Raw genomic sequence first — 13,224 nt, forward strand, 5'->3', positions numbered from 1 at the left:
CACTTAAACGAACCGTGTTAGCGCAGCGCAGACATTAGCCGTTAGACACGGAGGAAACAAATCAAAGAGAGGTTTTTAGTCTTTGCCAGGTTAGTTGGGTGTAGGGTTGGTTGAGTTGCCAGCGGATGAGATGAGTGGCTGGGGCATTTTCAATATTTGGTAGGTCGATCGCTTGTCTAGGCGATACTGTAGCAAGAGCGATCGCATTTTCTACTTCACAAATTCCCCATTTAACTAGGTTCTGTACTCCAGCTAGTAGGGGTAATGTTGTGCCAGATAGGGTGTTGTCGGGTAGTCTAGCTGTGCCTTCTGCGACTATTATTTGTCTATTATCCCAAGGATATGTGCCGTCTGGTAGTCCTAATGGTGCTAGGGCATCGCTGACTAAGAAGAGTCTTTGTTCGTTGTTACTGGCTCTTAGTAGTAGTTGCAACATTGTTTTGCAGATGTGTTGTCCGTCGGCTATTAATCCGCTTTTTACTCCAGGATGGGTTAGGGCGGCTCCTAGTAAACCTGGTTCTCTATGGTGTAATGGTGGCATGGCGTTGAAGGCATGAGTCACCATTGTTGCTCCAAGTGCAAATGCTCTTTCTGCTTGGGCTGCGGTGGCGAGGGAGTGTCCTAAACTTACGGTTATACCTAATTGCTTCAAGTAGGGTATTGCTTGCTCTAGGGGGTCTAATTCGGGCGCTAAGGTGATGATTCTTACTACTTCTGGGCGATCGCCTAATACTTGCTTAATGTTATCTAAAGTCAGGGGTAATAAGTATTCTGCTGGGTGTGCGCCGCGTTTTTGTGGGTTTAAAAATGGTCCTTCTAAGTGAACTCCCAAAATTTGCGCGGTTGGTTGGGTGTGAGATTTTTGCGTATCGACGAAATCGGCAATTACAGTTAGCGATCGCTTAATATTTTCTACTGATGTGGTTACAAGTGTAGGTAAAAATCCATCTACTCCCGCATCCCACAAAAATTGACAGATTTTATGGATAATTTCGGTATGATGTGACTTGATATCTGTAAATGCTAGTCCTAGTGCGCCATTAATCTGTAAATCGATACCACCTAATGAAATCCAGTCTTCTGCTACATCCATTTCTGGAAAATCTAGCGGTAAAACTCGTTTAAAGCTAGTACCCATCGGACAAATTCGAGCAATCTTACCTTGTGAATCTATACAAATTCTTTGCAAGTCTGCGTAACCTGATACTCGCGCATTGATAATATCCAATTTAGCCCTTACTTCTTCCATCACCAATCCACAACCAAAAACCTTAACCCCAACTCAGTTTACCCCATCTCCCCTGCTTCCCCTGCTAGACGTAGCATTGCTACGTCTCTACTCTCCCTTGTCCCCTTGTCCCCTTGTCTTTTATGACCAACTCCCAAATCGGCATCATCATGGGCAGCGACTCAGATTTGCCTACAATGCAAGATGCGATCGCTGTTTGTACGGATTTTAATATCCAGTGCGAAGTTGCGATCGTTTCTGCCCATCGCACTCCAGGACGTATGTTTGATTATGCCCAATCTGCCCACCAGCGCGGTATTAAGGTAATTATTGCTGGTGCTGGTGGCGCGGCTCATCTTCCTGGAATGGTTGCATCTCTAACGCCTTTACCTGTTATTGGCGTTCCTGTAGCTAGTCGTCACTTGCAAGGATTAGACTCGCTTTATTCTATTGTCCAAATGCCTGCGGGTATTCCTGTTGCTACTGTAGCGATTGGTAATGCTAAAAATGCTGGTTTGCTGGCTGTGCAAATTCTCGCTACTTCTGACGGCGAATTATTAACGAAAGTGCAGCAATATCGCCAAACTCTAGCGCAATCGGTTATGGACAAACAAACAAAGTTAGAGCAGTTAGGCTACCAACAATATTTAGGAAATCTCTAAGTCTAATTAGGGAAATGTTTGCTCAAATATTAGTTTTTGGCTCTGTTTTTGGCTAATTTTCGCAAATTGCTTTCGGCGTACAAAATTAAACATCAAACATCTGTATCCGATTATACAGATTTAATGCTCGCAGTGATACAAAATCAACTTTTTAACAGGCATTAACAACATTTTTAGCAGTAGAACAAGTTGCTTAGTGGTGGCTTCGCACCTCTTGGGTAAATGTTCGGGATTATGGCTTGTTGTTGTAAGTCAAGATTTCTTGAGTTAGTAGTCTGCTTGTGGGTAATATCTACAAGCAACTAAAGCCTAGCGAGCCAGGTATCAAATGCGGAAGGCTCAATTGCGTCAAATTGTTAAATATATTTACCAGGTAAGGATCGTTGCGACTGATGAAGGGAAGATTCAACCACAAGCACAAATGGAAAAAGACTAAAAGGCGGCTGCAAGGGCATTCAAGCTCCCGCTTTAGCAAAACTGCGCCGATTTTAGCTCAGTTAGAGCGGGTAATTAAACGACTCTCTCCTAGTTGGCAAGCGTGTATCCCCCTAGCTACTTTGATTGTGTTGGTGTGGGGTTATGCCGCAGTTGCTCAAGACGCACCGCCTGCAACTACAGACAAGGTAACGCAAGATTTGCAAAGTTTGCGTGTGGGGATGGATACTCTATGGGTATCGATCGCAGCTTTTTTAGTATTTTTTATGAATGCTGGTTTCTGTATGTTAGAAACCGGATTTTGCCGTCAGAAGAATGCAGTTAACGTCTTAGCAAAAAACTTAATCGTATTTGCGCTTTCTACCTTAGCATTTTGGGCGATCGGTTTTGGCTTGATGTTTGGCGATGGCAATCCATTTTTCGGTACTAATGGCTGGTTCCTCAGCGGTGCTGATAATAGTCCTGCTATTGGAGATGCTTATCAAGGTGTATTTAGCGCTCTCAATTGGACTGGCGTACCTCTAGGCGCTAAGTTTCTGTTCCAGCTTGTATTTGCCGGAACAGCAGCAACTATCGTTTCTGGGGCTGTTGCCGAACGAATTAAGTTTGTTGATTTCTTGATTTTCAGTCTCTTACTTGTAGGTATTGCTTACCCAATTACAGGTCACTGGATTTGGGGTGGCGGTTGGCTTGCTAAAGCTGGTTTTTGGGATTTTGCTGGTTCTACTGTAGTTCACGCTGTTGGCGGTTGGGCGGCTTTGATGGGAGCAGCTTTCTTAGGACCTCGCTTGGGCAAGTATCAAAATGGTGTCTCGGTGGCTATGCCAGGACACAATATGAGTATTGCTACTTTGGGCACTTTGATTTTGTGGTTGGGCTGGTTTGGTTTTAATCCTGGTTCGACGATGGCAGTAAGTCCTAGCATTGCTCATATTGCTTTAACGACGAACCTAGCTGGTTCAGTTGGCGGAATTGCGGCAACAATTACAGCTTGGTTATATTTGGGTAAGCCGGACTTGTCGATGATTATCAATGGCATTTTGGCAGGGTTAGTCGGAATTACGGCAAGTTGCGCTTTTGTGAGCTTGCCTTGGGCAGCGGTAATTGGCTTAGTTGCTGGGGTAACTGTTGTCTTTTCCGTTACTTTCTTTGACAAAATCAGAATCGACGACCCTGTTGGTGCAACCTCGGTTCACTTAGTTTGTGGTATTTGGGGAACTTTAGCTGTCGGCTTGTTTGCTGAAGGTCCTGGCGGCGCTTTGAATCTATACGAGGATGGCTTAGGACCAGTTAGAGGTTTACTTTTGGGCGGTGGTTTCCAGCAAACTTTGTCGCAACTGATTGGTATTGTCTCTGTAGGCGGTATTACTGTTCTTCTTAGCACAATCTTTTGGGTAGCCCTCAAAGCTACTTTAGGTATTCGCGTCAGTGCAGAAGAGGAAATTAAAGGCTTAGACATTAGCGAACATGGTATGGAAGCCTACAGCGGATTTCTCAAGGAAGCTGATGGCACTGGGTTAGGTGATGCTAATATCGGCGGTTCAGCACAGCAACCAGGAAATTTATCTAGCAGACCGTATTAACAGCGACCAGTGACCACATAATTCGTAATTCGTAATTAAAGAGGTACAAGCCCCTGACCAGCGACCAGTTAACAGAGTTGGTTTTACGCTGAAAGTCACTCGCTAAATTTGAATAAACCCACCTATAAACAGTCAGTTTTGCTCTTAGGTGGGTTTATTCGTTTGTTATGTAGCTCTATCTAATTAATCCAACGATTTGCGTTCGCAATTTCCTAGAATTCAGCTAAATGTATAGTATGATACGGAATTGCTATATGAGATATTGATGCAATGAGACTCACTGCATTCAAAAGATAGATGTAAAAGGTCGAAATAAGTGATAAAGAAAATACTAATTGTCGGTGCGATCGCCATATTTCTGTTTGTTGGTCCATTTGCTGCTCAAGCATCGGCTGCTCCTTTTGATGCCCAAGCAGCAGTTACCAACGCTCAAACGGCTGCTGATACTGGCTTTATACTCATGTCCTCAGCTTTGGTATTGTTGATGACACCAGGACTAGCATTTTTCTATGGCGGCTTTGTCCGCGAACGCAATATCCTCAATACTCTCATGATGAGCTTCCTCCTAATGGGAATCGTCGGCGTAACTTGGGTGCTGTGGGGATACAGTTTGTCTTTTGCTCCTGGGTTGCCATTTATTGGTGGCTTAGAGTGGTTGGGTTTGAATAATGTGGGATTAGAAACGACTGGTTATTTACAAGGTTCTGCACCTACTGAGGTAGTGTCTTACGCACCAACAATTCCCCACCAAGCATTCATGATTTATCAAGCCATGTTTGCTATCATTACTCCGGCACTAATTTCCGGTGCAATTGTCGAGCGGGTTAGCTTCCGCGCTTATGCATTGTTTGTCCTCATTTGGTCAACTGTCATTTATTGCCCTTTGGCGCACATGGTCTGGGCTAAAGGTGGATTATTAGGCTTGTATGGCGGTATTGGCGCACTTGATTTTGCTGGCGGTACGGTGGTACACATTAGCTCTGGGGTTTCAGCTTTAGTTGCAGCAATAGTAATTGGTCCTCGCAAATCTTTTCCCTCGCAACTAACTGCTCCGCACAATGTACCGTTTATTTTGCTAGGCGCTGGTTTGTTGTGGTTTGGTTGGTTTGGATTTAATGCTGGTAGCGCTTTAGCTTCTGGTGGTTTAGCTACAGTTGCCTTTGTTGCTACCAATACGGCGGCGGCGGCGGCGGCTTTAACTTGGCTAATTCTAGAAAAGGTTCTACGCGGCAAACCAACGGCTGTAGGTGCAGCTACAGGTGCAGTTGCAGGTTTGGTAGGCATTACGCCAGCAGCAGGTTTTGTTCCTCCTTTAGCAGCTATTTTGATTGGTAGTATTACTGCTGTTTGCTGCTTCTATGCCATTAGCTTTAAGCACAAAATACAAATTGATGATTCGTTAGATACTTTCCCCGTACACGGTGTTGGCGGTACGGTAGGGGCAATCTTGACGGGAATTTTTGCTACTGTTGAAGTCAACTCAGCAGGAAAAGATGGCTTATTACGCGGTAATCCAGGTCAGCTTGTTACCCAAATAATCGCCATCGTCATTGCCTATATTATTGCTGGGGTTGGTACTTTTGTTATTCTCAAGCTGCTGGATGCGACAGTCGGCTTGCGGCTCACAGCAGAAGAAGAGTTCCAAGGCATGGATATCAACGAACACGGCGAAGAAGGTTATGGCGAAGAGTTTGCTGGTGGGTTAAGTCTCAAGCGCGAATACGAGTGATTTGCTCAAGTTTTATCTGAGTGAAAGACAAGTTTCAGCAAGAGATACCGAAATTCTACAGTTTTCTCAATCTAAAATTAAATAAAACTTAAAGCGGCATTTTCAAGAGCTATTTAATAGGGACTGCCGCTTTTAAGCTTTTCATCCTTAATTGGGCTATTAGTCTCTGTTTAGCTTCCATATTTTCACGGACTTCATTCTAGCTACATAAAACTATCTACGAGTATTTACTGTTTTCGCTTAAGTTAACGTGCAGTAGCATCTGTATTGGAAAGCAAATTAGCCATTGCCTGAATAAAACTATTCAGGCAATTTACTTTTTTATACCAAATGTTTGTGTAGCACTAGGTTTTACTTGCTTTTTTAACTATAAAAATAGCAACAATTTTAACTACTATATATTTTCATCATTATTAATTGCTATCAGTTTTTTGATATCTATTCCTGATAGCTTTATGTTTCTCTATAAGAATCTTATTGGCGAGAAAAATTAAGTCGATAATTCTTTTGCTAGCATTGATGTTCTCTTGAAAAAGCGATGCAATTTAATTCCTAACTTGGTTGCTGTAGTCAAACAATATGCTGATTTCGAGCAAAAAACATTAACTGATATTGCTAACTTGCGATCGCAAGCTGTATCAAGTCATAATTCTGGTAGCGATAGGGTTGAAATAGAACATCAAATATCTAGAGCGATAGGCAATATCTTGGTTGCCATAGAGTCATAAGAATTAAAAGCTAATAATAATTTTAACCGCTTGCAAGCGTCTCTAAATGAAATTGAAGAACAATTATCAGCAGCAAGAAGATTTTATAATTCTTCGGTTGCAGATTATAACAATGCTGTCGAGATATCTCCTACCAATTTCATCGTCTCTTTGCTCAATTATCGGTTGAAACAGCTTTCTGAAAATACTTAATAAGCAAGAAACATATTAAGTTTGTAAGCATATTTAATTGATAAATTAAGCAAACATTTATTATTCATTATCGATAATTAAGTAAGTTTTTCATACACTTTAATCCCATCTCTTTTAATAATGTACGCCGGAACGCCAACTACAACACAATTGGGAGGAATATCTTTTACTACAACTGCATTTGCGCCTATTATTACATTATCACCAATTTTTATATCTCCAATAACTTTTGCTCCTGCTCTGATCGCAACATTATTTCCAATAGTTGGACTATTTCCTACTCCATTATGTCCAACTGTAACTTGTTGATTAATCCAACAGTTATCGCCAACAGACTTTGCGGAGATTACGGTACTAAAACCGTGCTGAATAAATAAACCTGAGCCAATATTCTTACACCAAATATACAGATTTTCTTCTTTTTTAAAGATAAAACTCAAGGGAGTTGCTATAATTACACCAAACAAATTTCCTTGATGAATACGATAGTAATAAAGACTTCTAAATTCTTTTTGTAATAGCAAGTACAATAAATTATTCAAATCGTTTTGATTAGTTAAATTATATATATTTGACCATCGTCTTACATCGCTAAAAATGACTGACCTTTGGTTGCTGACAAGAAAAGGTAGAAGTAAAGGGAGCGTTATTAGCTGCAAAGTTTTCTTTAAAGCGTTTCTCATAAATTTAATTATTGGATATGTTTTAGATTCCAAGCTGAATCTTTAATAAAAATAACTAATATGGCAATATAGTCAATCACTAATATAACAGCTACTATATCCTTCGTCGACACTTAGCTTATGTTAGTGCTTAAATCTATTTTTCCCAGACAGAGTGAATGCGAGTTCTAGCGCTTAGACTATTGAGCGAGCATAGATTTGAGTTATCAATTTGGATTCAACTCATAAATCTAAAAAAATGCATAACCTCAGTAGAAACAGTTTGAATTAAAACTAATTTATACCAGAAAAAATTTTAGATAAGTCTAAAGATAAATCGGGGAAGCTAGGCAAAGCGATCGCTTCATTTGCTGATAAAATTCGCTGCAGGCGATAATTACAATCGCCTTGAGTTTTTTGATACGGTTCGGCGTAAGTCTCTAAGCTGTTATCTAGTAAGTTAAATATCCAGTAATGAACTATGCCGTATTCAGCATATAAAGGCAATTTGATTTCGCGATCGTATTTTAAGGAAGAATCAGCAACCTCGATAACCAGCAATATATCTACTGCAATAGGATGACTGCTCAAATAATTATCAGCTTTATTAACAGCCAGTGTAAAATCTGGTTCAGGTTCGCTATCTGGTGGCAAAATTATCGGCGAATGTACTCTAGTAGTAGCTTTACTTCCTAATAATAAAGTTAGCTCTTTATTTAATTTACTAATACAGACTTCGTGCGCTGTCTCTTTTGCTACCATCTCAATAAATTGTCCGCGAATTAGCTCAACTCGCTCCTCTTCACCAAAAAAACCTAGTTGTGCTAGGCGATGATAATCATCTATGCTAAAAAGTTTAACATTAGCAATGCTCATAATTTAGATACCTTCAATAGCAAGCTAACCTGATAAATGTATTTTTACACCGATGCTGAATTAGCCTAAAATCTATGTAAAGCATTTGACAATAGGCTAAGACGAACTAGAGGATACGAGGCTGCATGGATACTAAAGCTTTTAAGCGATCTCTCCAACATTCAGAAAACTATCACCGTAAAGGCTTTGGCAAAGAAGCAGAAGTTGCTACGATGATGCAGGACGAGTATCAAAGCAATCTAGTTCAGCAAATTCGAGACAATAACTATACCCTAAAACGCGGTGATGTTACCATTCGTCTAGCTGAGGCGTTTGGTTTTTGTTGGGGAGTAGAACGTGCTGTCGCAATGGCTTATGAAACCCGTCAGCATTTCCCCACTGAGAAAATTTGGATTACCAATGAAATTATCCACAACCCATCTGTAAACCAGCGCTTGCGGGAAATGAACGTAGGATTTATCGAAGTTACAGCAGGTGCAAAAGATTTCTCTGTTGTCAATTCTGGCGATGTAGTAATTCTCCCTGCTTTCGGTGCTAGCGTTGAAGAAATGCAGCTACTCAACGATAAAGGGTGCAAAATTGTTGATACTACTTGCCCTTGGGTGTCTAAAGTTTGGAATACTGTAGAAAAACACAAAAAAGGCGAATATACCTCAATTATTCACGGTAAATACCAGCATGAAGAAACGATCGCCACAAGTTCCTTCGCAGGTAAGTATTTAATAGTGCTAAATCTAGAGCAAGCCGAATATGTCACGGGCTATATCCTCAATGGCGGCGATGCAACTGAATTTATGACAAAATTTAGCCGCGCTTGTTCTGTTGGATTTAACCCCGATAAAGATTTAGAGCAAGTTGGCATTGCTAACCAAACTACCATGCTCAAGAGCGAAACCGAGCAAATAGGCAAACTATTTGAGCGGACTATGATGAGAAAATACGGTCCTAGCGTCCTAAATCAACATTTCCAAAGCTTTAATACTATCTGCGACGCGACTCAAGAACGTCAAGATGCAATGTTTGAGCTAGTAGAACAAAAGTTGGATTTGATGGTAGTAATTGGCGGCTTCAACTCTTCTAACACTACTCACTTGCAAGAAATAGCTGAAAATAAGCATCTTCCTTCTTATCATATCGATAGCGCAGCGCGAATAAGCGATCGCGGCATTGAGCATCGCTTACTAAGTGGAAACTTGCAAGTAACAGAAAATTGGCTACCTGATGGTGCAATTACAATCGGCGTTACTTCTGGAGCTTCAACCCCTGACGTAGTTGTAGCAGATGTTGTAGAAAAGATTTTTGCTTTAAAAACCCTGGCTACGGTAAATTAGTTTTTGCCTAGTGTTGCTCAAAATCTAGGTAATTTCCTGTATGGTACTTACCTTAAGTTAATGCCATAATTCCGCAGATATAACTTTACAGGCATTTTCAGCAGTTGCCAGTACAGTTGTCTCAACGATTATATCTTTGTGGAAATTGAATTTATGGTTACGAACGCCATGCAGCAAATAATCGCTTTTGTAAATAGTTTTAGTCACGGCGGCGATCCTGTGTCGCTATTGCTGCTAAAATTACCTGTAAATTGGACTATTGTTGCCCAAACCGTCAAAAATACAGACTTAGCTGGCGATGTGCAAAGATCCTTCGATCATTTTGTGCAGACAGGACAAATATGGGCGTTGTTAACTGGAATAATTATCGGTTATCTATTTCGCAGCCTGACTAGCTACGGTTAAACGAAAATTGCATCTGGTGTACCAGTCTTAGGGTAATAAAACCTCTACAATGAACACTGATTTATCCTACAGACGCGGCGCACGCCGTACTAATTGCAGTGAGTCAACAACAAACTTGGAGCCAACGATTTGAGTCAAGCCTGCATCCGGCGATCGCAATTTTCAATGCTAGTATCGGTTTCGATATCGAATTAATTGAATACGATCTAACTGGTTCAATCGCTCATGCTCGAATGCTTGGGCGTACGGGAATTATCTCCCCACAAGAAGCAGAGCAATTAACCGCAGGCTTAGAACAAATCCGTCAAGAGTACAATAGCGGGCAATTTACACCAGGTGTAGAAGCTGAAGACGTACATTTTGCTGTCGAACGCAGACTTACAGAGATTGTCGGCGATGTAGGCAAAAAACTACATACAGCGCGATCGCGTAACGATCAAGTAGGTACAGATATCCGCCTGTACCTACGCGCCCAAATTCAGCAAATTTGCACTCATATCCGCCAATTTCAACAAGTTTTGCTTCAGCTTGCCGAACAAAATGTAGAGACTCTCATCCCTGGATACACCCACCTACAACGCGCCCAACCCCTCAGTTTGGCTCATCACCTCTTGGCGTATTTTCAGATGCTCCAGCGCGACTGGGACCGCTTGAAGGACGTATATAAACGGGTAAATATCTCTCCCCTCGGTAGCGGTGCTTTGGCAGGAACTACTTTTCCGATTGACAGGCATTACACAGCCGAATTATTAGAATTTGATGGCGTATATGCCAACAGCTTAGATGGAGTAAGCGATCGCGATTTTGCCATAGAATTTGCCTGTGCTGCTAGCATAATTATGGTTCACCTCAGCCGCTTGTCAGAAGAAGTCATATTATGGTCGTCAGAAGAATTTAGCTTTGTCAAGCTCAAAGATAGCTGTGCTACTGGTTCTAGCATTATGCCCCAAAAGAAAAACCCCGACGTGCCAGAATTAGTTAGAGGAAAAACAGGGCGTGTCTGCGGACATCTGCAAGGGCTATTAATGCTTATGAAGGGGCTACCTTTGGCATACAACAAAGACTTGCAAGAAGATAAGGAAGCGCTATTTGATACGGTAAAAACAGTCAAAGCTTGCTTAGAAGCAATGGCAATCCTCTTTCAAGAAGGCTTAGAGTTTCGTACCACACGCCTAGCTGAAGCTGTAGCTGAAGACTTTTCTAATGCAACAGATGTAGCAGATTATCTAGCAGCAAGAGGCGTTCCTTTTCGCGAAGCTTACAATTTGGTAGGCAAAGTTGTGAAAACAAGTCTAGCCGCAGGTAAATTGCTTAAAGATTTAACTATACAAGAATGGCAAGAACTACACCCAGCATTTGCTGAAGATATATATGAAGCGATCGCACCGCGTCAAGTAGTTGCAGCCCGCAACAGCTACGGCGGTACTGGTTTTGCACAAGTAGAAAAAGCAATTGCGATCGCTCGTACTCAGCTTGAAGCGAATTGATGAAGTTGTATGTGGAGTTACGTGCCAAAGAACAGCAGATTTGCAGAGTTATTTAGAGCGATCGCAACTTTAAAAGCGACCAGTTAAATATTGGACCTAATTCCCTAACTGCTAAAAGTTTTAGGTTTGAAGTTGGGGTAAAACATCCCCATCTTTAAACCTGGTCACTGGTAACTGACAAACTGGTCACTGTTTTAATGGCGATCGCCTAAATACAGTTAAAGTGGCAGCAAATTATTTGCTACCACTTTTTTAGAATTTAGTCAGCAGCAGTTGTTGCTGCTCCTTCATCTTCTTCGCTCTTGGGCGATCTCTGATTAAACCTTCTCTGGAAACGCCCTGTAGTAGTCCGTTTACGAAACTTTCGGGCGTATGCCTGGTTCCGTAGCGCCTTTTCTTTCTTGGGGTTACGGCGCTTTGCCATGTTCACCTCATTTATAAACGATGTTCTCGCTATCTATACAGATAGCCCAAATTAATCATTGTAATGGGATAGTTCCACCTAAGTCAAACAAGCCAATCAACTTATGTAAATCAATTTCAGTATAAATCCTTACAAACTCTGTTGCTTTCTTTGCCCAGTACAAATGTTAGGATGAATAAATGCGATCGCTCTAGTAATAAATTACTAGCAATGCTTACTTCATTATCAACATTGAACCTATGAGCCGATTGTGGCAGATTGTCCAAACCCTGTTAGGTTTGATTTTGCGCCATCCTGTAACTGGTACGAGTGTTATCCCAATTTTACCAGACGGGCAAATCGTCTTAATTCGCAGACGAGATAATGGATTGTGGGCGCTACCTGGAGGGATAGTAGACTGGGGAGAAGATGTCGCCACAGCAGTCAAGCGAGAAATGAAAGAAGAGACAGGACTTGATGTTGTAAAAATTCGTCGTCTGGTAGGAGTTTATTCCGCGCCCGATCGCGATCCGCGAATGCACTCAATTTGTATTGTGGTAGAAGCAGATGTCCAAGGCAATATGGTAGTACAAGATAAGCTAGAAGTTGCTGAAATTAAAGCTTTTACCCGTAGCTTATTACCTCCGGGCGAAATGTCTCACGATCACTTGCAACAATTGCAAGACTATTTTAATAACCAGACAACGTTAGCCTGAAGCCCTGTATAGTTTTCGGTACGATCGCACTCCCCAAAATATCAAATTACCATCAACAATTATTTTAGTTGCTAGCTGGGGAGAGTAGTTGCTGAGATAGTTTAATAAGATAGTGCGATCGCCTCCAGTTAAAACCACCTTACTATTTGGGTATTGCTGCAACCAAGATTGAATATAGTCACAAAGACTAGCAATTATTGTATAAATTATCCCGCTTTGGATTGCTTGGGTCGTATTAGTAGCAAAGCGAGGCGGTAATTGGGCGGGTAACTCTTCAATCGATAAGCCAGCAGTTTTTTGACCTAAAGACTGAAATTGCAAGCTTAAGCCTGGTAAAATTGCCCCGCCAACTAAGGAAAAATTGCTTGCACCAGTAAAAGTTAGGGCTGTACCTGCATCAATAACTAATACAGGTATACTGTAAGTTTCTATAGCACCCCATAATGCCAAAGCGCGATCGATGCCTAATGTGGGATAAGTTCCCTTAATTGGCACTTTATCTAAAGTTATTATCTGCAAGTTGGGATAAGTTTGCCAAAGTGCAGTTTGACTGGGAACAACAGAAGCCAGAAATAAAGGTAACGGGCGATCGCCATTAGTAATATTTACAGACAATTCTGCCCAATTGCTACAACTTGCTAGTAGATGGGGAGCATCCCAATTTTTCAGCAAAGATTCGCCTGCAAACAAAGCCCAATGCAGTCGAGAATTACCAATCGCCAGTGTTAGCCAATTAGATTCAAGCACATAAAAAAGGGCGGACATTGCCCACCCTAATAATATTCTG

Annotated in this window: 12 protein-coding genes and 1 pseudogene; 8 read left to right on the top strand and 5 right to left on the bottom strand. The window is 41.5% G+C overall.

Annotated features, from left to right (window positions below):
* Nucleotides 1–61 precede the first annotated feature (61 nt).
* Nucleotides 62–1,249, bottom strand: coding sequence for an N-acetylglucosamine-6-phosphate deacetylase (gene nagA / locus UH38_RS07835; protein WP_045054080.1), 1,188 nt, complete (start codon nucleotides 1,247–1,249; stop codon nucleotides 62–64).
* Between the two features lie 122 nt (nucleotides 1,250–1,371).
* On the opposite strand from nagA, the gene purE reads away from it, so the two are divergent.
* The 4 genes and pseudogenes from purE (at nucleotide 1,372) to UH38_RS27615 (ending at nucleotide 6,557) form a co-directional block, all read left to right on the top strand.
* Entirely contained in the window at nucleotides 1,372–1,890 is a 519-nt protein-coding gene (gene purE / locus UH38_RS07840) for a 5-(carboxyamino)imidazole ribonucleotide mutase (protein ID WP_045054147.1), read from the top strand.
* Nucleotides 1,891–2,282: 392 nt separating this feature from the next.
* Nucleotides 2,283–3,908 carry an ammonium transporter gene (locus UH38_RS07845; RefSeq protein WP_045054081.1) on the top strand — a complete coding sequence of 542 codons (1,626 nt, stop codon included), beginning with the start codon at nucleotides 2,283–2,285 and terminating at the stop codon, nucleotides 3,906–3,908.
* Between the two features lie 316 nt (nucleotides 3,909–4,224).
* Nucleotides 4,225–5,637 carry an ammonium transporter gene (locus tag UH38_RS07850; protein WP_045054082.1) on the top strand — a complete coding sequence of 471 codons (1,413 nt, stop codon included), beginning with the start codon at nucleotides 4,225–4,227 and terminating at the stop codon, nucleotides 5,635–5,637.
* 515 nt (nucleotides 5,638–6,152) lie between these two features.
* Nucleotides 6,153–6,557, top strand: a pseudogene (locus tag UH38_RS27615) (LemA family protein).
* Between the two features lie 77 nt (nucleotides 6,558–6,634).
* Here the strand turns inward: UH38_RS27615 and UH38_RS27860 are convergent.
* Together UH38_RS27860 and UH38_RS07865 are read right to left on the bottom strand one after the other, a co-directional pair.
* Nucleotides 6,635–7,240 (bottom strand): serine O-acetyltransferase, encoded by a 606-nt coding sequence (locus UH38_RS27860; RefSeq protein WP_045054083.1) that lies wholly within the window; start codon nucleotides 7,238–7,240, stop codon nucleotides 6,635–6,637.
* A 273-nt stretch (nucleotides 7,241–7,513) separates the two neighbouring features.
* Nucleotides 7,514–8,095 carry a Uma2 family endonuclease gene (locus tag UH38_RS07865; protein WP_045054084.1) on the bottom strand — a complete coding sequence of 194 codons (582 nt, stop codon included), beginning with the start codon at nucleotides 8,093–8,095 and terminating at the stop codon, nucleotides 7,514–7,516.
* 125 nt (nucleotides 8,096–8,220) lie between these two features.
* Here UH38_RS07865 and UH38_RS07870 point away from each other — a divergent pair, with 125 nt between their 5' ends.
* The 3 genes from UH38_RS07870 to argH all read left to right on the top strand — a co-directional run bounded on the left by UH38_RS07870 (nucleotide 8,221) and on the right by argH (nucleotide 11,318).
* Nucleotides 8,221–9,426, top strand: a complete 1,206-nt coding sequence (locus UH38_RS07870) for a 4-hydroxy-3-methylbut-2-enyl diphosphate reductase (protein WP_045054085.1) — start codon at nucleotides 8,221–8,223, stop codon at nucleotides 9,424–9,426.
* Between the two features lie 153 nt (nucleotides 9,427–9,579).
* Nucleotides 9,580–9,831, top strand: a complete 252-nt coding sequence (locus tag UH38_RS07875) for a hypothetical protein (protein ID WP_200892344.1) — start codon at nucleotides 9,580–9,582, stop codon at nucleotides 9,829–9,831.
* 98 nt (nucleotides 9,832–9,929) lie between these two features.
* Entirely contained in the window at nucleotides 9,930–11,318 is a 1,389-nt protein-coding gene (gene argH, locus UH38_RS07880; RefSeq protein ID WP_045054086.1) for an argininosuccinate lyase, read from the top strand.
* 259 nt (nucleotides 11,319–11,577) lie between these two features.
* Here the strand turns inward: argH and UH38_RS27130 are convergent, their stop codons facing one another.
* Nucleotides 11,578–11,742, bottom strand: a complete 165-nt coding sequence (locus UH38_RS27130) for a hypothetical protein (RefSeq protein WP_009632648.1) — start codon at nucleotides 11,740–11,742, stop codon at nucleotides 11,578–11,580.
* 239 nt (nucleotides 11,743–11,981) lie between these two features.
* Between UH38_RS27130 and UH38_RS07885 the strand changes: the two genes are divergently transcribed.
* Complete coding sequence (locus UH38_RS07885; RefSeq protein WP_045054087.1) at nucleotides 11,982–12,437, top strand: NUDIX hydrolase; 456 nt, start codon at nucleotides 11,982–11,984, stop codon at nucleotides 12,435–12,437.
* Here UH38_RS07885 and UH38_RS07890 read toward each other — a convergent pair.
* The gene (locus tag UH38_RS07890) at nucleotides 12,429–13,202 is read right to left on the bottom strand and encodes a pantothenate kinase (protein ID WP_045054088.1); all 774 of its coding nucleotides are present in this window, start codon (nucleotides 13,200–13,202) and stop codon (nucleotides 12,429–12,431) included. The genes UH38_RS07885 and UH38_RS07890 overlap by 9 nt on opposite strands.
* Nucleotides 13,203–13,224 lie beyond the last annotated feature (22 nt).

Origin of the sequence: Aliterella atlantica CENA595, assembly GCF_000952155.1 — a bacterium.
GTDB lineage: Bacteria > Cyanobacteriota > Cyanobacteriia > Cyanobacteriales > Chroococcidiopsidaceae > Aliterella > Aliterella atlantica.

Excerpts from the sequence above, each read along its gene's own strand:
- nagA (WP_045054080.1), bottom strand. The coding sequence starts at position 1,249 with ATGGAAGAAGTAAGGGCTAAATTGGATATTATCAATGCGCGAGTATCA.
- purE (WP_045054147.1), top strand. The coding sequence starts at position 1,372 with ATGACCAACTCCCAAATCGGCATCATCATGGGCAGCGACTCAGATTTG.
- UH38_RS07845 (WP_045054081.1), top strand. The coding sequence starts at position 2,283 with ATGAAGGGAAGATTCAACCACAAGCACAAATGGAAAAAGACTAAAAGG.
- UH38_RS27860 (WP_045054083.1), bottom strand. The coding sequence starts at position 7,240 with ATGAGAAACGCTTTAAAGAAAACTTTGCAGCTAATAACGCTCCCTTTA.
- UH38_RS07865 (WP_045054084.1), bottom strand. The coding sequence starts at position 8,095 with ATGAGCATTGCTAATGTTAAACTTTTTAGCATAGATGATTATCATCGC.
- UH38_RS07870 (WP_045054085.1), top strand. The coding sequence starts at position 8,221 with ATGGATACTAAAGCTTTTAAGCGATCTCTCCAACATTCAGAAAACTAT.
- UH38_RS07875 (WP_200892344.1), top strand. The coding sequence starts at position 9,580 with ATGGTTACGAACGCCATGCAGCAAATAATCGCTTTTGTAAATAGTTTT.
- UH38_RS27130 (WP_009632648.1), bottom strand. The coding sequence starts at position 11,742 with ATGGCAAAGCGCCGTAACCCCAAGAAAGAAAAGGCGCTACGGAACCAG.
- UH38_RS07885 (WP_045054087.1), top strand. The coding sequence starts at position 11,982 with ATGAGCCGATTGTGGCAGATTGTCCAAACCCTGTTAGGTTTGATTTTG.
- UH38_RS07890 (WP_045054088.1), bottom strand. The coding sequence starts at position 13,202 with ATGTCCGCCCTTTTTTATGTGCTTGAATCTAATTGGCTAACACTGGCG.